This window comes from Luteolibacter luteus (assembly GCF_012913485.1).
Classification (GTDB): Bacteria; Verrucomicrobiota; Verrucomicrobiia; order Verrucomicrobiales; family Akkermansiaceae; genus Haloferula; species Haloferula lutea.
In genome coordinates this window covers 2,421,355-2,439,620 of the sequence record NZ_CP051774.1, presented here as the reverse complement: position 1 = coordinate 2,439,620, position 18,266 = coordinate 2,421,355, and the positions used below count along the sequence as shown (strand labels likewise).

The following is an 18,266-nucleotide window of genomic DNA, read 5'->3' as shown; positions in this document are numbered from 1 at the left end:
ACGACGATCCCGACTCAAATTCCCAAACATGAAAACCACGTTCCGATTTGCGCTAGTGGCAGCCGCTCTGGGCATGCTCCCCGCCGCCACGATGGCCGAGGTGGATTGCCTGAAGCTCTCCGTTTCCGTGAAGCATGCCGTTGCCGCCAAGCCCGCAACCGTTCTCGAAATCGTCGAGAAAGAAGTGTCCGCTAATCCGGACTGCGCTTGCGACGTGGTGAAGGCTGCGATCCAAGCTTCCAAGGCTGACAGCAAGACTGTTGCTGCCATTGTCGAGACCGCCGCTACTTCGGCTCCTGACAAAATGCGCTTGATCTCCCAGTGCGCCGTCGCAGTGGCCCCTGAGGCTCTGGCTGACGTGCAAGGTGTGATCAGCCGCCTTGAGCCCAACAAGGGCGAGTCCGGCTACAGCTCGAAGGGTGGCAAGAATCCGCAGGTGGAAGTGAAGCCTGCTTGGAATCCGCTCGACTTCCCGGGTCAAGGCCCTGTCGGCCCGACTCCTGGTGGTGCTCCGGCCCTTCCTCCTGGTCTGCCTCCGGTGATCCCTCCGGTGATCGTTCCTCCGATTGGCACGCCGATCGATCGCCCGGTCCAGCAGCCGGAAGTGTTCGCTAACTGAAAAGCGGCCGCTGCTACTCCGTATAGCTTTAAATCTTAGCTTCCCTCTTCCTTCATGAAACGCAGTTTGCTTTCCTCTCTCGCCGCGGTTACGGCCATTGGTGCTGCCAATGCCAGCCTCTACTACACTCAGGACGAGGCTCAAGAGAGCCTTCCTCTTAAGTGGACGGTGGGTGCCAACCTGACCTACGACGACAATGTCAATCCGACCGCCGTGGGTCCAGGTGCTGATGACGAAGCCCTCAGCATCAACCCCTACGTTGGTCTGTCCTTCGTTTCCATCACCCCGCAGACGACTTGGGATGTGTATGCCCGCGTCGGCGCCATCTACTACTTCGACGAGCCTGAGGCTCTCGGTTCGGAAGACCTCTACGGCCAAGCCCGTGCCGGCGTGAACTTCACGCACCGCGTCAGCGAGCGCCTGCGTTTCTCGAGCCGTAACTTCATCTCCTACGAGCTGGAGCCGGACTACTCCTACGGCTACTCCACCTCCCGTCAGGTGGGTGAGTATCTCTACTGGCAGACCGACAACGCCGTCGGTTACCGCTGGACCGAGCGCCTCGCGACCTACACCGGCTTCACGCTGAGCGGTCTCGACTACGACTCGAACGTCCCGAACTCGGACCGCGACACGTGGACGGTTTACAATCAGTTCCGCTATCAGGTCTCTCCGCAGACCGTGGCAACCGCAGAATACCGCTACTCTGAAGTCAGCGGTAACGGCTACGCTTCCGACTCCGAGAACCACTACGTGCTGGTGGGTGCCGAGCATCGCTTCAGCCCGAACACCATCATGATCGCCCGCGTGGGTGCTCAGTTCCGCCAGATGGACGGAGTGAGCGATGGTGACTCGACCGATCCGTATGCAGAAGTGACCTTCAACACGAACGTCAACGAGCAATTCCGCGTTCGTTCCTTCCTCCGCTACGGCATTGAAGACTACGACACCGTGGTGACCTCCGCTGGCTTCGTGGGTGGTGTTCCGGTTTCTGCTCTCACCGAGTATGATGCCAAGGCGACCCTTCGCATCGGTGTCAGCGGTGAATACGACCTCTCGCAGATGCTCTCGTTCTTCGGTGGTGTTGACTACATCAACTCCGATTACGATGACGGTCGCATCGCCGGCACGACCACTCCGTTCGGCGGCAACCCGACCGAAGACCTGATCAATGCTTACGTCGGTCTCTCCGTGAAATTCACCGAGAACCTCTACGGCAACGTGTCCTACAACTACACCGATTCCAGCTCCGACCTGCCAGGCCGCGAGTATGACCGGAACCGCGTGAGCGTGGGCGTCCGCGCTGAGTTCTGATCGGAACCTGGAATTTCTCAGGAACTCCTTTCCAAGCACTCATCCAACCTTAAAAGGCGAACTCCCGCAATGGTCCTCCATTGCGGGAGTTTTCGTTTGAATGACGTGCGATCCGTGACAATAAACCATCCCAGCAATCGCGATTAATGAACCAATCAATGAACCAATCGGAGGCAAACCTCCATGCCATAGATTACTGGCAGGTCATCAAGAACCGGTATGGGGTCATCCTCCTCACCTTCCTGCTGGTGTTCATGACGGCGCTCGTCATCACCTATGTGATGCCGAAGAAATATGAAAGTAAGGCAGTTGTGCAGGTTCGCCCGAAGGGCACCAGCGCAAATCTCATCCCTGGCACCGGTGACAATAACCGGGCAGCGATGGAGATGGGTCAGACTTTCTTCCCGACCGAATTCGAGGTCATCAGGGCCCAGAAGACGCTCGATAAGGCGATCGAGGACTTGGACCTCGTGAACAAGTGGAACTCCGAACCCGAAGCCGTGCGCCGCACGCTCCGGAGCATCGTGGATGCGGAGAACATCCGTGGAACCGCGCTCATCGAGATTCGCGTCCGCTACAGTGACCCGAAGGACGCGCAGGCCATCGCCAAGGCGGTTTCCGAAGCTTACCGTGAGCGCCGGACCAAGCAGCAGAGCGAGTTTGCGGTCCAAGCGATGGAACAACTTCGCCGCGCCGTGCAGCAGCAGGAAGACGCGGTGGAAGACAAGCGGAAGTTGTTGTCCCAGATCATTCGCCAAGAGAAGATCATCTATCAGGGCGACCAGAGTCTTTTCCAAGGCTCGGGCGGTTTCAACGAAGCGGACGACGCGGAGAACGCCACCAAGGCCTTCCTTGCCCTCGAGCAAGACAAGATCCAGCTGGAGAGCCAGATCGAAACCCTGCTCAAGTATGATGGCGAGCAGCTTCTCAATTACGCCGGCGGTCTTGGTCTCCCGGACAACATCATCCCGACCTTGCTGCCCCAGTATCAGGAGCAGAAGCGTGAGTTCGAAGGCATGAAGAGTTCCGGCCTTGGTTCCAGGCACCCCACGGTGGAAGGACAGGCTGCCATCATCGACAAGATGCAACAGGATCTGGTCGAAGCCGTGGCGAACCTCCGCGAAATTCTCAAGGCAAAGCTGGAGCTGGCAAAGGAACAGTCGCTCAAGCTTGAAGCCCGCATGAACGAGAAGAAGGACGGCGCGATCAAGAAGGGTATCGCCAACCAAGCCTTCGTCGATGCGAAGAACGACTTCGAGACCTCACAGCGCCTTCTGGAGCAGCTGAAGATCAAGCAAATCTCAGAAGAGATGAACCAGAAGGTCATTGAAGAGCCGATCATCATCCACGAAGAGCCTACGCTTTCGCAGGTGCCGGTCAGCCCGAACATCAAGCTGAACCTCGCGCTCGGTGCGGTGGTGGGCCTGATCTTCGGCGTGGGCGTGGCCTTCTTCCTCGAATACCTCGATACCTCGGTGAAGACCTTGGAAGACGTCGAGCGTTACCTTCAAGTGCCGGTGCTCGCCGTGATCCCGAAGGATGTGGGCGTGCTCTACAAGCAGAGCGGCATGAGCCCGGATGCAGAAGCCTACCGGATTCTCCGCACGAACATCGAGTTCAACCGCAAGAACCCCGAGGACAATGCCATCACCGTGGTCTCCGGTGGTGCGGGTGAAGGTAAGTCCACCACCTTGGTGAACCTCGCCTACATCTGCGCACAGGGCGGTTACACCACCCTGATGATCGACGCCGACCTTCGCCGTCCGCGCCTGCACACCTTCTTCGACATCAATAACTCGGTGGGTCTCACGAACTACCTGACGACCGAGCTGATGCTGGAAGACGTGATCCTCCAGACTCCGGTGGATAACCTCTACTTCATGCCTTCCGGCATCCTGCCCGCGGACGCGGCTGGCATCCTGAACTCCCGCCGCATGTCGGAGCTGATCCAGGACGTGAAGCAGCGCTTCGACCTGGTGCTTGTCGACTCCCCGCCGATTCTTGGCGTGAGCGATGCCTCGGTGCTCGCCAGCGAAGTGGACCTCACCATGATCGTGGTGCAGCACCGCAAGCTGCCGCGCAACATGCTGCTGCGCGTCAAGCAGGCCGTCGAAAATGTGGGTGGCCACGTCATCGGCGTGGTGCTGAACAACGTGGATGTCCGCAGCGACAGCCAGTATCAGTACTACACCAGCTACTACACCTACTACGCCCCTGCCGAATCGCAGGCTCCGGCGCCGTCCTCGTCGCCGAATCAGCCCGCTGCCCAGCGCCCGTCGTCCCGTTCCTCCAAGGATGACTCGAAGCAAGACCTGTATTGATGCTCTGGAGGCCAAACTCAAAAAAATGATTCCATGAAACATCTTTTTATCCTTCTTGCGTGCCTCTTCGGGTTCCTCCCGGCGGTGCAGGCGCAGTCCGCCATCAGTGCCGGCCGGGCGATTGAGATCCGGATCCAAGGCGTTCCTGCCAGCGAGACCCAGCTGATCAATAACACCTATCCGGTGTCGGAATCGGGGACCATCCGCATGCCCTTCATCGGATCGCTGCGTGCCGCGGGCCTCAGCCCCCAGGCTCTCGCGGGTAGCATCGAGGCGGCCTACAAGGCGGCGGACATCTACACCCACCCGACGATTCAGGTTTTCGCCTCCACGGATGAAACCCTGAACAAGCTCCGCCTTACCGTGGGTGGTCAGGCCAAGCGGCCCGGCCCCGTGGACTACGTCCGTGGCATGACCCTCTACGATGCCGTCCAGGCAGCTGGTGGGGCTACCGAGTTCGGTGCCATGAACCGCGTCAGCTTGATCCGCGGCAGCCAGCGGAAAGAATACGACCTCAATCAGACCAAGTTCATGAGCGTCATCGTGGAACCGAATGACACCATTCTGATTCCGCAGAAGAACATGATCGGCAGGTAATTCAGCCTTTCTGCGTGATGCGCATCGTCCGCTTCACGAATGTTTTGGTCGCCGGGATGGCCTTCTGGGTCATCCCGGTGACGTCTTTTAGCCAGGACGCGGCGTTCAAGGGGTGGGTCGGGGAACTGGCCAGCGAGGATTTCAAAGCCCGCGTCCAAGCACAGGATAAGATTCTGGAATGGGCGAACGCCAACCCGGCGAAGTCCAAGGACCTTCTGCTCAGGGAGTATGAGGGGGCCAAGGATCCGGAGGTTCAGCTCCGCTTGCGAGAATCCCTGAAAACCGTAGTCATCGGCGACCATCAGGCGAAGAACGCCGCAGGCTATCTGGGGATCACCATGGAGGATGTAAACGGCGGGATCCCCGTTCCGAATCCCAAGCCTGGCGTGCTCGTCAAAGCCGTCCAGCCGGGCTCTCCTGCGCAGCAGGCTGGTATCAGGAACAATGACGTGATCCTCGCCATGGACAATACCCGCTGGTCCGGTCCGGAGGCTCGCGAGGCCCTTATCGCCGAGGTAAAGAAGCTCAGGCCGGGCACCGAGGTGAATCTCGAGGTCCTCCGTGGCGCGGAAACGCTCAAGCTCCCCTTGAAACTTGGTGCGAGGCCGATGGGCCTGCCGGACAACCAGGCGCGATTTATCAATGGCTTCATCCCCGCCGGACCCGATTTCGAGATGCTCGAGCGCATGGAGCAGGAGGCTCGCGAGGCATTTTTCAAAGATTGGCTCGAGCGGACCCGGAAAAAGCCCGCCGCGCCCTAAAACAGGTCCTCTGCTGCGTAGAACTTCCCAGCGGCTTTAAAAAATCGACAATTTCACCCGGTGTGCGACGTTTCCAAAATTGTTCCGCCCCGGTTCCGGTCATTCACTCTCCATGAAATTCTCACGCATCCGCAGCGCTGCCCTCGCGGTAGGTCTCACGGCTACGACACTCACCGCATGCGCCCAGCAGGCGGACTTTGACGAAGTGGGCCGCCAAATGGCGATCATGCTGCAGAACAGCCACTTCGCCCGGCTGCCATTCAATGACATGGGTCCTCGTTTCCTGGAGGATTTCATCCGGGACCTCGATTCCGGTAAGGTCTACTTCACCCAAGCGGATATCGATCGCTTCAATCGTGAGTACGGGGAGAATCTCTCCGAGATGATCATGAAGCAGGACAGCATGCGTGCTGCCCAGGACATCTACGACACCTTCAAGAAGCGCGTTGAAGCACGCGTCGCGGAAGCCAAGAAGATGTTGGCCTCCGAAGAGTTTGATTTCACGAAGAGCGAGTCCCTCCAGCGCAGCCGCAAGGACGCAGCCTGGCCGAAGGATGAGGCGGAAGCGATGAGCATCTGGCGCCAGCAGATCAAGGAGGCCGTGCTCTCCGAGAACTTGCGCCGCGATATGATCGCCAAGCTTGCCGAAAAGCAGGGCAAGCCGAACCCCCTCAAGAACGACAAGGACCCGAAGGAAAAGCTGGCCCTGCGCTACGAGCGTTTCCACCACAGCGTGGTGAAAGACGTCGATGGCGAAGACGTGGCCGCCATGTTCCTCAGCGCCGTGGCCCGGTCCTTTGACCCCCACACCGACTACATGAGCACCCGTGAGATGGATCGCTTCCGCGACGGGATGAAGAACGAGCTCGTGGGCATTGGTGCACTGCTGCAGGGCGAGGAGGACGGTGCCACCAAGATCATGGGCATCGTCGTCGGCGGTCCGGCCGACAAGCAGGGTATCCTGAAGCTCAATGACCGCGTGGTGGCCGTGGATCCGGATGGCGATGGCCCGAAGGAGATGGTCGATATCATGTTCATGAAGATCGACAAGGTGGTCGATCTCATCCGCGGCCAGCAGGGCACGCCCGTGCAGCTCAAGGCAGAGCCCGCCGGCGGGGCTCCCGGGGAAACCAATCTCATCAGCATCGTCCGCGACAAGGTCGCCCTGAAGGACGAGCAGGCCAGCGCCGAGATCATCGAGATGAAGGGCAAGGACGGCGAAAACTCCCGTCTTGGCATCATCACGCTGCCCTCATTCTACGCCGACTTCGATGAAGGCAAGGTGCGCTGTTCGGTCGACGTCGAGCGTTTGCTCGAGCGTCTGAAGGACGAAGGCATTGATGGTTTGCTCCTCGACCTCCGGAACAACGGCGGTGGAGCCCTTGAGGAAGTCCGCCGCATGACCGGTTTCTTCACCCGCCGCGGTCCCGTGGTCCAAGTGCGGAATACCTTCGGCGAGATTCAGGTGAAGGAGTCCGAGAAGGAGCCGATCTATGACGGCCCGATGATCGTGCTCACGGACAAGAGCAGCGCTTCCGCCAGCGAGATCCTTGCCGGCGCCCTGCAGGACAATCACCGCGCGGTTGTTGTCGGTGAGTCGTCCACTTTCGGCAAGGGCACGGTGCAGCAGCCGATGGACATCGGTCGTATGCTTCCCTTCTTCAAGGCCCGCAACAAGGCTGGCACCCTGAAGGTGACCATCCAGAAGTTCTACCGTCCCTCCGGTTCCTCCACCCAGAAGATGGGCGTGATCCCGGATGTCGTGCTGCCCAGCCTCACGGATGCGCTTGAGGTCGGGGAGGCCTTCCTCGACCACCCGCTGGAGCACGACATGATCCGCAAGGCTCCGGACTTCGTGCCTCTCAAGGAAGAGCAGCTTTTCCTGCCTCGCATCAAGGAGCTCAGCGAGGAGCGTGTGAAGGCCTCCAAGGACTTCGCCTACATCTCCGAGGATATTTCCAAGGCGAAGGCCCGGATCCGCGATAACAAGGTCTCGCTGAACATGGCGGATCGGAAGAAGGAGCTGGACGAAATCGACCAGCAGCAGCAACAGCGCAATGTTGAGCGCAAGGCCCGCTTTGCCGAGGTCCAGAAGAAGGACAAGGAGCAGCTCGCCTTTTACAAGCTGACTCTCGATGACGTGGAGAAGGGCGGCGACCTGCGGGCTTTCGATCCCTCCGCGGAGAATGAGCAATACATGCGCCGGGCGAAGGATGAAACCGCCGAGCTGGATGACACGCCGCAGTGGCCGAGTGCCCTCGATCCCCACAAGCGGGAAGGCGTGATGATCCTCAACGACCTGGTGGACATCACCCGCAATGCGCGGATGGCTGGCTTGCTGGATCGATGACGGATGTTGCCGAACGATTGGCCGGGCTTCGTGACCGGATCGCCGCAGCTTGTGCGGCGGCAGGACGAAGACCCGGTGAGGTCGAGTTGCTTGCGGTTACGAAGACTTTCCCTGTAGAGGCGGTGCAAGAGGCATATAGTGCCGGGCACCGGCATTTCGGGGAAAGCCGCCAGCAGGAGGCCGCTCCGAAGATCGCTGCGTTGCCGAGGGATATCCACTGGCACTTCATCGGGGGCCTTCAACGGAACAAGGCCCGGAAGGTTTTGGGTGAGTTCGATGTGATCCACAGCGTGGATTCATTGCGCCTTGCCGAGCACCTTGACCGCGTTGCGGGAGAGGAGGGCAAGCGCCCGGAAATTTATCTGGAGGTCAATGTCGCCGGAGAGGAGAGCAAGGGTGGATTTTCTCCCGAAGAGCTTCTTGCCGCTTCAGACGCCTTCGCGGGGATGCAGCACGTGGCGGTTATCGGCCTAATGTCCATCCCGCCGGACGATGAGGAGAGGGCACGCCACTGGTTTGCGACTACCCGTGAATTGAGGGAGCGCTTGCGCACGGCCTCCGGCCTCCATCTCCCCGGCCTGAGCATGGGAATGAGCGGGGATTTCGAACAAGCCATCCTGGAGGGCTCCACCATCGTGCGCGTCGGCTCCGCAATCTTCGGGCATCGATCTTATCCGGCATGAGTAAACTCGACCACGCCACCGTCATTGGAAATGAACTCGCACTCCGTTTCGAGGAGGGTGAGGAGCTGTTTCTACCACTCGATCTGCTGCGGAGAGCCTGTCCCTGCGCCGCCTGCCAAGGCGAGCCGGATGCCCTCGGGCGCGTGCTGCGCCCGGTCCAGCAGATTGGGCCGCGCGGCTTCGAGTTGCTGCGTTTCCAGGTGATCGGCGGCTATGCCCTGCAACTTTTTTGGGGCGACGGGCACTCCACCGGCATTTACTCTCATGATTACCTGAAGCGTCTCGCTGTCTTACCCTAGAATCGCCATGGATCCCTACGCGCCGCCCTCCAGTACCTTGAATGCGGTGTTGGAACAAAAGCCGGCGCTACGGGAGCTGGTGCTGGCCTGGGAGAGGTTGAGGATCTTCTACAACGCTCTGCTTTTGCTGCCGGGCCTCTTGATTCTGTTCACCTTGGTCACTGAGGAGAACATTGGGTTCATTGAAGCGCTGCTGATGGGGTTCGCGGTGGCTGTTGGTGCGAACTGCTGCTTCTTCCTCGGGCCTGCGTCGGAGCTTTATCTGCGGGGGCTGTTCCGGAAGGGCGAACCGATCGGGAGGGGCAGGTGGCTGATCTTTGGCAGCGGCACCATGCTCTCGCTGATGCTTTTTATCCTCTTCCTCGGGCAGTTGAAGACGGGTTGGCCTTGAGCGCCGCCGTCGAGTGGTAGTTTGGCCGCGCATGAGATGAATGCGGCCGGATGGGCCTTTCGTTCCATCATCTTTGGGTCCATTTACCAAATGGAAGCGATGGGCATGATCACGGACCTCCACCAACAAGAAGGAGCCTCCCATGCACATCCATCTTCGTCTCGTTTGTCTTCTCAGCTTCTGCCTCGCGTCATTGGCCTTCTCCGCCGTGCCCGAGAATCGCGGCTCGGCCTTTGATGCCTTGGGCTACTTCACGGTGAAGGCCGATGTGCCGGAAGGCTCTCGCCACGCTGTTCTGGAAATCACCAATGATCTTTCGGCTCCGGCCTCGTGGCGCCCCATGATCGCTGGTGCGATTGATGGCCGTGCCGCGAAGCTGATGTTCCGGCTGCCTCCCCAAGCGGGAGGAAAGGTATTCGCGCGGGTCAAGACCGGCACCTCCACCACGCTTCCGCCGGTCGAGCTTTCCGGGCCGGATCTCTGCTACGTGACCTATGCGGATAGCATCAGCTCCGGAGCAAAGATTGCCTTCCTGACCTCCGCGTCGCCGAAGATGCGGGAGTGGGGCTCCCTCCCTGTCGAGGAGTGGCAGGGAAATCTCATCGCATGGGCACTCCAGAATCCCTTGATTGCATCGGCGGAAGTCGTGCCCCCCGCCGAGAATGTGTCGGTCCGCTTCAAGGATGGCACCACCGCCACTTTGCTCCGGGCCCCCCGGCGCTACACCGGGCCTTCGATGGAGAGTTTGGCCCCGCTCCAGGCGAAGACGATCCGTCCTCCCGGTGTCTTCACTCCCTCCGCTCCTCCAGCCCCGCCTGCGGAGACGGGGCGGAGTCTTCCCGATAGCAACAATGCCATCACCGCCTTCTCTCTCGAAAGCACTTTCCCGAACTCCGCTCCCACCATCGGTGGCTGGCTCACGGCCCGGAATTACTCCGTCACGAACTTCCCTAGCACCACGATCGACCAGATCCTCCGCTGGTCCTCCTCGAAGCCGATCGGCGTGCTCTTCTGGCAGTCCCATGGTGTCCCCTATAAGAAGAGGGACGGCAGCGTGGGAATCTGCCTCGTCACGCGCCAGTATGCCACGGATGCGCTCAGCGATGGCCCTTACGCGGCCATGATCAAGAATGACGAGATCAACTTCGCGGTGGATGACGAGGAGAAGCCCTTCTACTCCATCACTTCCGAATTCGTTCGCAAGCACCTGAAATTCGCTCCGAACTCCATCGTTGTCGTCGATGCCTGTTTCGGTGGCGGCGCTGAGCTCGCTGCTGGCTTCACCGAGGCCGGTGCCGGTTCCTACGCCAGCTGGGATTGGGTCTCCGGCCCTTACAGCGGCACGCCTTGCCTGAAGGTCTTCGACCGCCTGCTTGGCATGAACCAGGAACCTCCGATCTCGATGCCGAAGGAGCGTGCCTTCTCCCTGATGGCCACCCGCTGGTGGATGAGTGCCTTCGAATTCGATTACGACCCGAGCCCGAAGTATCCGAAGCAGGATCGGCCGAATGCGAAGCTCACCTGGTATGATCATCCATCAAAGCCGGGCTACATCCTCTGCCCCTCGATCATGCGGGTGATCCACGAGAACAAGGACCTCAATGAGCCCTATACCAAGTTCCTCATTGAGGGCGATTTCGGCGACGATCCCGGCGACTCGCTGCGCGAGGTGCTATGGGGTGGCAAGAAAATGGAAGTTGTCCGTTGGGAGCCTTTCTACGGCATCGCCATCCGCATGCCTTCGTCACCTCCCGTCGGAAACATCGAGGTCATCATGAGGAAAGGCTTCACCACCCGCAGCAACCTCGTGCCCATCACGGAATGGACCGTGCCCTTCACCTATGAGATCAATCCCAAGGGCTCGCTCACCGCGAAGTTGGTGATGAATGTGAAGTTCCGCGCCGACATCCGCGGCAGTCGCGGGAACCCCGAAATGCCCGTCCAGTACCTCGGCAGGCTCTTCTCCAACATGGCCGATTGCGAAGGCACCGTCTCTGCTTCCGGAACCTACTCGCCCGATGCTGCGACCACTATCACTTGGTCAGGCGGCTCATCGCTTACCTCCGTGGATCCGAATGCCGACGAAACCTTTGCCCCGAAACGCATCCGGAATTCCGGCAAAATCGACTTCGGTGTTGGCCGCATCAATCAGTTCCAGCTCACCGGTGACGGCGACTTCACCGAAACGGAAGTGCGCCGGCACAACGACGGCACCACCACCACCATTGTCCGGGACGGAGGCATCGGATTCCCCGGCTTTTTCCCTGAGCCGGTAATGCCGCTGAATCTTGGCAATGCCACGCTCCAGGGAAATACCCTCACTTGGATCATGGGAGACGGCTCGGCCAAGCTCTCCTGGCCCTCCGTCACTCCGAAGATGGTGCCCGACAACGACACACCACGATAGTCGCCCCGCCGCGTAGCGGGGCGCGCTTGGGCGATCCTCAAGCCGTCACCGCGCCGCGGTCGTCGTTCAGCCCGCTCTTCTCCAGGAAGTAGTCGTAGCCGCCCGTGTAGCGCGTCACCGTACCGTTGTTGATGTGCAGCGTCGTTTCCGCGAGATTGCGGATGAAGTGCACGTCGTGGGAGATGAAGACCAGCGTGCCTTCATAAGCCTTCAGCGCGTTCACCAGCGAGTCGATCGACAGGATGTCCAAGTGCGTCGTCGGCTCGTCCATCAGCAGGAGGTTCGGCGGATCGACCAGGAACTTCACCAGATTCAGACGCGACTTCTCACCACCGGAAAGGACACCGCAGCGCTTCTCCACATCCGTGCGGCGGAAGAGGAAGGACCCTAGGATCGCGCGGGCATCTTCCTCGCGCAGCGTGGTGCAGCTCGCCAATACCTCTTCGAGCACGGTATTGTCCTCGTTCAGCGTTTCGGAGCGGTGCTGCGAATAGTAGCCGAGCTTGGTCGCGTAGCCCACCTCGCGCTTGCCACCGTTGATCGGCAGCACGCCGGCCAGGATTTTCAGCAGCGTCGATTTACCCGCACCGTTCGGACCCACCAGCACGATCTTGTCGCCACGTTCGATGGTGAGATCGAGACCGTTGTAAATCTGTCTTTCGCCGTAAGCTTGGCTGACCTTCTGCAGGTCGATCACCTTCTGGTTCGAGCGTGGCGGCTGGGGGAAGGCGAACTTGAAGGGCTTGCGCGGAGCACGCGGCTTCTCGATGCGCTCCATCTTCTCGAGGAACTTGATGCGTGACTGCACCTGCGCCGCCTTCGAGCCCACTTGCCGGAAGCGGTCGATGAATTCCTGGTGGCCTTCGATCTCCTTGTTCTGGTTGCGGTAGGCCTGCACCTTCTGCTCGTAGCGCGCCTCGCGCTGCTCCAGGTAGCTGGAGTAGTTCCCCGTGTAGGCGATCAGCTCCTGCGCATCGGGATCGATCTCGATCACGTTCTCGACGATCGCATCCATGAAGTCGCGATCGTGGGAAATCATCAGGATCGCACCCGGATAGTTCATCAGGTAGCGCTGGAACCAGAGCAGGGAAAGCAGGTCGAGGTGGTTCGTCGGCTCGTCCAGCATCAGCAGGTCGGGCTCCTGGACGAGGAGGCGCGCCAGGTAGGCACGCATGATCCAGCCGCCGGAGAATTCACGCGCGGTCTTGTGGAAGTCGCTCTCCTTGTAACCGAGGCCGGCGAGGATCTTCTTCGCCTTCGGTTCGAGCTGATAGCCGTTCAGGTGGTTGAATTGGTCCTGCGCATGCGCGTAGTCCGGATGATCCGTCGTGCCTGCCGCCTCATGCTCGCGCATCGCACGCAGGTAGCCGACCATCTCCGGAGTGATGCCGATCGCGATTTCCAGCACCGTTTCATCGCCTGGATCGCCGGATTCCTGCGCCAAATAGCCGGTGATCGCGTAGTCGTCGCGCTCGATCGTACCGCCATCAAGCTCCTCTTGGCCGAGGATCATGCGGAAAAGCGTGGACTTCCCGGCACCGTTCGGACCGACGAGGGCGATGCGTTCGCCCCAGTTGATCGACAGTTCGGCGTCGCGGAAAAGGGTGCGTCCGCCGAGGGTCTTCGTGAGCTTGTGGATCGTGAGCACGGGGCGGATGTAGGGGACGCCGGGCCCGGGAGCAAGGCACAAGGCGGGGTGAAAGGAAGGGTTTGCGCCTTCCGGAATCGCGTCTAAGCCGTTTAGGATAGCGCATGATCGTCAGCCGTCGCGAATTTCTCTGTGCCCTCGCCACCGCCTGCGGGGGCTGCGCGGCCCCTTCCTCCTCATCCTCCCCCGGTGGGGAGCGCTGGACCTCCTCCCGTCTCGATCGGGCGGATATGATGGCGAAAAGCCAAGGCGGCAAGGGCTGGGCGGCCTGGCGGGGGATCCGGCGGGTCAAGGAATGGAACCCCGACGCCCGGGATCAAGCCCTTAGCCTCACGAAGTCCCTCGCCGCGCTGGCCGCCACCCGGGCCATGCAGGAAGGCTGGCTTTCCGATCAGGAACGCGTCGCAGACACCGTCCGGGAATGGAATGGCGATGCCCGGAAAATGCGCATTACCGTCTCCATGCTCCTCCAGCAGACCGCCGGTCTCGAGGCCGGGGTCGCGGCCCTCTACCGGAATCCTCAGGACAAAGGCCGCGCGGCCGTCGCTCTCCGCGCCGTGGACGAGCCCGGCACCTTCTTCCGCTACGGCCCGGCCTGCTGGGAGCTGCTCGGGGAGTTGCTCCATCGGAAGCTCTCGGCGAAAGGGGAGACCTTGGAAAAATTCATCCACCGCGCCGTCATGCGCCCGATCGGCCTGAGCAGCCCGGATTGGCGCTCGGACAAAAAGGGCCGCTTCTTCCTCTCGACCGGTGCGGAAATCAGCGTGGACGAGCTCGGCCGCCTCGGCCGGACCATCGGCGCCCTCCTGCACGGGGAACATCAGGACGGCTTCGACCCCGCGATCTTTGCCCGCATGACTCGCCCTTCCGCGGTAAATCCCATGTTCGGTGGCGGCATCTGGCGGAACACAAATGCCCGTCGCTCCGGCTCCTACGCCGTGGAAGTCGAAGACTCCATCGATCCTCCCAGATCCTCCGCCTTCTGGCAGGGCGCCTGCCTGTCCAAGATCCAGCCGCCCGAAATGGTGGCCTTGATCGGCTCATCGGGCAGACGTGTCTTCATCTGGCCCTCCGAGGAAAAGGTCATCGTGCGGCTCGGAAGGGCCCGCTCCTGGCGGGACGGACCCTTCCTCTCCACGATCTAAAGCAAATCCTCTCTCACTTCCGCGTCGCCACCATCAGGTTCGCGTTGTCCGGACGCAGGTGGTAGCCGGAACCGAAGGGGATCGATGGTCCGCCGCCCGCTGCCTGGTAAGCCGCGCGGAGCTCGGGCTGCGCGTGCTTCGCGAAAAGCTCGATCGGTGCATCGTAGTCGCCGAAGAGCCGGACATTCCACTTACTGGAATCGTAGTAGCGATACGGGATTCCTGAGTCGTCCTGCACCACCGCACGCGAATTCTCCAGCACCCAATCGCGGATCCCGGAGAAGCCGGAGTCATGCATCAGGTACGAGGCCGCCTTGAAGTAGGCCACGCCACCTCCATACGACGAGAGCCAGCTCCGGTAAGCGGAATTGAAGCCGCCGTTCGAAAGATCCCCGGATACATAGATCGCGCGGCGGGAGCCACCGCCCGGCAGGCGGAAGCGGATGTCCACGCCACTGCGTCCTCCCGCATTGATCGTGTCCACGCTCTGCACCTCGGCGTCCATCAGCGCCAGGCTGGCCAGAAGGATCGGCGTCACCCCCGGCATCGCACCGCCGGCGAGGTCGTTCTTCATGTCCTTCGTGATGAAGTAGCCTGTCTTCAGTTGGGAATCCATCGCCACCTTCAGGCGGTGCAGGCCGGCCATCACTTCAGCCGGATCGGCACTCTCCAGGTCCGGCAGCCCGCCCGCTGGCTCCAGTCCCAGCAGCACGTAGTTGGATGCCTGCGGGAAGAGTGCCGTGGCATAGAGCAGATCCGGCCCGCCGAAGGGGTAAAGCAGCGTGCGCGGGTTTCCGATGATCGGTTGCAGGTTCGCTGCCGCCCAATCGCGCTGGCGGCCGGTCCGCTTCGAAGCGATCGCGCGCCAATTCACCGCCATCCCTTCCGAGTGATTCTGATAAGCCCCCGTCTGCTGGATCTGGGAAAGCACGGCCCCGTGATCCACCGGGCGTCCCGCTAGGAAGCGGGCCACGTCATTAGCAGTCGGACGGCCCTCTGCCGGGGTGAAGGCTTCGGCAGCCGGTGCCAGCGTTTGCGTTTGGCCGCGTGGCGGTGGCTTGGGCGAACAGGCGGCGGCAAGAAGCACGGGAAGCAGGAGCAATCGTTTCATTGGCGGAGGCGTTTGAGTGGAAACCAGAGGAGGACGAGCCCGAGGACAGCACCCATCCCGATCAAGGTGGGCTTCGGCTGGCCATCGCCGAGCGCTTCGAAGTCCACGATGGCGGTTCGCACGATGACGAATGCGGCCATCGTGAGGAAAATCAAGGGCGGAAGCGGATAGAGCGGCACCTTCACTGGCCGATCGAGGTCCGGCATCCGCTTGCGCAGGACCATGCAGCCCGCCACCACCAGGGAAGTGCACAGCGTCAGTCCCACCTGGGTCGCCTCGATCAAGGTCCGGAAGCCGACAGCTGCCACCAGGATCAGCGCCAGCGCCGCCTGGAAGATCAGCGAGAGATGCGGCACGTCCTTGCGCGGCGCGAACATCCGCAGCGCCTGCATATTCTTGCCCATCGCCCCCAACACGCGCGGTCCCGCCCATAGCAGCGCGCTCACTGAGGCAAAGAGGCCCACCGCGAAAAGCCCCGCCACCACCCTTGCCGCTCCTTGGCCGAAGAGAGATACCGAGGCCACGTGGCCCACTTGCACCACCCCCTTCATGTCCTCGACCGGGGCCGCATGGAGGAATGAAGCATTCAGCCCGACATAAAGAAGGGCCACCAGCAAGGTCCCGCCTACCAAGGCGCGCCGCACCGTGTGCTGCGGGTCATCCCATTCTTCCAGACCATACACCGCCGCATTCCAGCCCGTGTAGGAATAGAAGACAAAGAGCAGCGCCACCGCGAAGGCCGGCTGCATGATGGTCCGGCTATCGGTCGTCCAATCGATCGCCCAGCGGATGTCGCCTTTCCCAGGAAGCACCCACGCCGCCACGATGAAGACAACGATCAGAAGCAGCTTCAGCGCCGTCGCGCCCACTTGGATCCTCGCGCTGGTCCGCGTGCTGATCGCATGAGCTGCCGTGCCCAGTAGGATCACCAGCACCGCGGAAAGCTCCACGCTCAGCACCGGGAAGCACTCATGGAAATATTTGCCGAAGGCCAGCGCGGTAATCGCCGTCGGCGCGGCAAATCCCGCAATGGCCGAGAGCATTCCGGCCATGAAACCCAGGCTCGGATGGTAGAGGCTTCGCAGGAAGTGATACTCGCCTCCCGACTTTGGCAGGCTCGCCGCCACCTCTGCGTAGCACAGCGCCCCGCAGAGCGCGATGAAGCCGCCGAGCAGCCACAGGAAAAGGATCTGCGGTCCCGAAGTCAGGTCCACCAACTGGAAGCCGAGCGAGGTGAACACCCCCGTCCCAACCATGCTGGCTACGACCAGCGCGGTCGCTGCGGCGGCCCCGGCTCCTTTTTTTTCTGACACGCTCTAACTGTTTCCCGAAAACCGCGCATCCCGCAACGGGCTTTCCATAAATCTGATAAGTGTTCATGTGAACAATTAGATTGCGACCGGATGCCACCCTTGGAAAGCTCGCCTCATGGATCCGCATCGCGGCAGAGGGGCGGGGGAGAACCCGTCCAATCGCTTTGAGGCCATGCATGTCGAGACCGACGAGGATGCATGGGTCGATGAGGATCCGCGTCCGCTTCGGACCAGCTTCCTGCGGGACGACTCCCAGTCGGTGCTGAACAAGGTGGAGTCGGACGACCTGCGCTTTGAGCTCAGCGTGAATCCCTATCGAGGCTGCGAGCACGGCTGCGCCTACTGCTACGCCCGGACCTATCACGAGTACCTCGGCTTCTCCGCCGGCCTCGACTTCGAGTCGAAGATCGTCGTGAAGGAGGACGCCCCGCGTCTGCTCGAAGCTGCGTTGGCGAAGCCTTCCTACAAGCCATCCCTGATCGCGATGAGCGGCGTCACGGATTGCTATCAGCCCGTGGAGCGGAAATTGGAAATCACCCGCCGCTGCCTGGAGGTCATGGCACGTTTTCGCCAGCCCGTGGGCTTGGTCACGAAGAATGCACTCATCGCCCGCGATCTCGATTACCTCTCCGAACTCGCGAAGCATAACGCCGCCTGTGTCTTCATATCCGTGACCACGCTTGACCCTAAGTTGTCGCGGATTCTTGAGCCCCGAGCCTCAACACCGCGCGCCCGTCTGGAAGCGATGCGCATGCTCGCCGATGCCGGCGTGCCCGTCGGTCCCAGCGCCGCTCCCATGATCCCCGCGATCAACGACAGCGAGCTCCCTTCCATCCTGTCCGCTTGCAAGGACGCCGGGGCCAGCTTCGCCTCCTACACCATGGTGCGACTCCCCGGCGCCGTATCCACGGTCTTCGAATCCTGGCTCGATCGCCATTTCCCGGACCGGAAGGAAAAGGTGCTGAATCGCATTCGCGCTGCCCGTGATGGAAAACTGAATACCACCGCGGGTGAGCGCCATCGCATGCGCGGCAGCGGTGAATCGGCCGGCCAATTGCACGCGCTCTTCCACGCCAGTTGCAGGAGGCTCGGCTTGGCAACCAGAGCCCCCGAGCTCAGCGCCGCCGCCTTCCGCAAGGTCATGCCCGGGCAGGGCGAGCTATTCTGATCCTTCTGAAAAGTGGGCTTCTGACCCACAGCGCGGTTCCTTCCGGATTTTCTCGTCACGCACGCGCTCAACCAACCGGCGCAGGCGTCACGAATGCGCTTACGCTTGAACTCTCCTGCCCCGCGAAGCGCACTCCGATTGA

General features: G+C 61.2%; 15 protein-coding genes. 12 read left to right on the top strand and 3 right to left on the bottom strand.

From position 1 onward, the window contains the following. Window positions 1–28: 28 nt before the first annotated feature. The 10 genes from HHL09_RS10260 to HHL09_RS10215 all read left to right on the top strand — a co-directional run bounded on the left by HHL09_RS10260 (window position 29) and on the right by HHL09_RS10215 (window position 11,739). Window positions 29–619 carry a hypothetical protein gene (locus HHL09_RS10260; RefSeq protein WP_169454554.1) on the top strand — a complete coding sequence of 197 codons (591 nt, stop codon included), beginning with the start codon at window positions 29–31 and terminating at the stop codon, window positions 617–619. Between the two features lie 54 nt (window positions 620–673). Further along, entirely contained in the window at window positions 674–1,930 is a 1,257-nt protein-coding gene (locus HHL09_RS10255; RefSeq protein WP_169454553.1) for an outer membrane beta-barrel protein, read from the top strand. Window positions 1,931–2,088: 158 nt separating this feature from the next. After that, the gene (locus HHL09_RS10250) at window positions 2,089–4,251 is read left to right on the top strand and encodes a GumC family protein (protein WP_169454552.1); all 2,163 of its coding nucleotides are present in this window, start codon (window positions 2,089–2,091) and stop codon (window positions 4,249–4,251) included. 33 nt (window positions 4,252–4,284) lie between these two features. Beyond that, complete coding sequence (locus HHL09_RS10245; protein WP_169454551.1) at window positions 4,285–4,848, top strand: polysaccharide biosynthesis/export family protein; 564 nt, start codon at window positions 4,285–4,287, stop codon at window positions 4,846–4,848. Window positions 4,849–4,865: 17 nt separating this feature from the next. Further along, window positions 4,866–5,609 carry a S1C family serine protease gene (locus tag HHL09_RS10240; protein ID WP_169454550.1) on the top strand — a complete coding sequence of 248 codons (744 nt, stop codon included), beginning with the start codon at window positions 4,866–4,868 and terminating at the stop codon, window positions 5,607–5,609. Between the two features lie 112 nt (window positions 5,610–5,721). Further along, the gene (locus tag HHL09_RS10235; protein WP_169454549.1) at window positions 5,722–7,959 is read left to right on the top strand and encodes a carboxy terminal-processing peptidase; all 2,238 of its coding nucleotides are present in this window, start codon (window positions 5,722–5,724) and stop codon (window positions 7,957–7,959) included. Continuing rightward, on the top strand, window positions 7,956–8,642 hold the full coding sequence (locus tag HHL09_RS10230) for a YggS family pyridoxal phosphate-dependent enzyme (RefSeq protein ID WP_169454548.1): 687 nt from the start codon (window positions 7,956–7,958) through the stop codon (window positions 8,640–8,642). Before HHL09_RS10235 ends, HHL09_RS10230 begins: the two co-directional genes overlap by 4 nt. Next, window positions 8,639–8,941 carry a gamma-butyrobetaine hydroxylase-like domain-containing protein gene (locus tag HHL09_RS10225; RefSeq protein WP_169454547.1) on the top strand — a complete coding sequence of 101 codons (303 nt, stop codon included), beginning with the start codon at window positions 8,639–8,641 and terminating at the stop codon, window positions 8,939–8,941. Before HHL09_RS10230 ends, HHL09_RS10225 begins: the two co-directional genes overlap by 4 nt. A 7-nt stretch (window positions 8,942–8,948) precedes the next feature. Next, window positions 8,949–9,332 (top strand): hypothetical protein, encoded by a 384-nt coding sequence (locus tag HHL09_RS10220; RefSeq protein WP_169454546.1) that lies wholly within the window; start codon window positions 8,949–8,951, stop codon window positions 9,330–9,332. 142 nt (window positions 9,333–9,474) lie between these two features. After that, a complete protein-coding gene (locus tag HHL09_RS10215) occupies window positions 9,475–11,739 on the top strand; it encodes a hypothetical protein (protein WP_169454545.1) in 2,265 nt (754 codons plus the stop codon). A gap of 37 nt (window positions 11,740–11,776) precedes the next feature. Here the strand turns inward: HHL09_RS10215 and HHL09_RS10210 are convergent, their stop codons facing one another. Beyond that, window positions 11,777–13,387 carry an ABC-F family ATP-binding cassette domain-containing protein gene (locus HHL09_RS10210; protein WP_169454544.1) on the bottom strand — a complete coding sequence of 537 codons (1,611 nt, stop codon included), beginning with the start codon at window positions 13,385–13,387 and terminating at the stop codon, window positions 11,777–11,779. Between the two features lie 104 nt (window positions 13,388–13,491). On the opposite strand from HHL09_RS10210, the gene HHL09_RS10205 reads away from it, so the two are divergent. Continuing rightward, window positions 13,492–14,532, top strand: a complete 1,041-nt coding sequence (locus tag HHL09_RS10205; RefSeq protein ID WP_169454543.1) for a serine hydrolase domain-containing protein — start codon at window positions 13,492–13,494, stop codon at window positions 14,530–14,532. Window positions 14,533–14,545: 13 nt separating this feature from the next. Here HHL09_RS10205 and HHL09_RS10200 read toward each other — a convergent pair whose 3' ends face one another. Then, a complete protein-coding gene (locus tag HHL09_RS10200) occupies window positions 14,546–15,643 on the bottom strand; it encodes a hypothetical protein (RefSeq protein WP_169454542.1) in 1,098 nt (365 codons plus the stop codon). Then, window positions 15,640–16,956, bottom strand: a complete 1,317-nt coding sequence (locus HHL09_RS10195; protein WP_169454541.1) for an APC family permease — start codon at window positions 16,954–16,956, stop codon at window positions 15,640–15,642. Before HHL09_RS10195 ends, HHL09_RS10200 begins: the two co-directional genes overlap by 4 nt. 115 nt (window positions 16,957–17,071) lie before the next feature. On the opposite strand from HHL09_RS10195, the gene HHL09_RS10190 reads away from it, so the two are divergent. After that, window positions 17,072–18,124: a PA0069 family radical SAM protein gene (locus tag HHL09_RS10190; RefSeq protein ID WP_169454540.1), complete on the top strand. Its 1,053-nt coding sequence runs from the start codon at window positions 17,072–17,074 to the stop codon at window positions 18,122–18,124. The last annotated feature ends 142 nt before the right edge of the window (window positions 18,125–18,266 follow it).

Bases quoted from the DNA above. Each gene is read 5' to 3' on its own strand.
- HHL09_RS10260 (WP_169454554.1), top strand. From the start codon at position 29: ATGAAAACCACGTTCCGATTTGCGCTAGTGGCAGCCGCTCTGGGCATG.
- HHL09_RS10255 (WP_169454553.1), top strand. From the start codon at position 674: ATGAAACGCAGTTTGCTTTCCTCTCTCGCCGCGGTTACGGCCATTGGT.
- HHL09_RS10250 (WP_169454552.1), top strand. From the start codon at position 2,089: ATGAACCAATCGGAGGCAAACCTCCATGCCATAGATTACTGGCAGGTC.
- HHL09_RS10245 (WP_169454551.1), top strand. From the start codon at position 4,285: ATGAAACATCTTTTTATCCTTCTTGCGTGCCTCTTCGGGTTCCTCCCG.
- HHL09_RS10240 (WP_169454550.1), top strand. From the start codon at position 4,866: ATGCGCATCGTCCGCTTCACGAATGTTTTGGTCGCCGGGATGGCCTTC.
- HHL09_RS10235 (WP_169454549.1), top strand. From the start codon at position 5,722: ATGAAATTCTCACGCATCCGCAGCGCTGCCCTCGCGGTAGGTCTCACG.
- HHL09_RS10230 (WP_169454548.1), top strand. From the start codon at position 7,956: ATGACGGATGTTGCCGAACGATTGGCCGGGCTTCGTGACCGGATCGCC.
- HHL09_RS10225 (WP_169454547.1), top strand. From the start codon at position 8,639: ATGAGTAAACTCGACCACGCCACCGTCATTGGAAATGAACTCGCACTC.
- HHL09_RS10220 (WP_169454546.1), top strand. From the start codon at position 8,949: ATGGATCCCTACGCGCCGCCCTCCAGTACCTTGAATGCGGTGTTGGAA.
- HHL09_RS10215 (WP_169454545.1), top strand. From the start codon at position 9,475: ATGCACATCCATCTTCGTCTCGTTTGTCTTCTCAGCTTCTGCCTCGCG.
- HHL09_RS10205 (WP_169454543.1), top strand. From the start codon at position 13,492: ATGATCGTCAGCCGTCGCGAATTTCTCTGTGCCCTCGCCACCGCCTGC.
- HHL09_RS10200 (WP_169454542.1), bottom strand. From the start codon at position 15,643: ATGAAACGATTGCTCCTGCTTCCCGTGCTTCTTGCCGCCGCCTGTTCG.
- HHL09_RS10190 (WP_169454540.1), top strand. From the start codon at position 17,072: ATGGATCCGCATCGCGGCAGAGGGGCGGGGGAGAACCCGTCCAATCGC.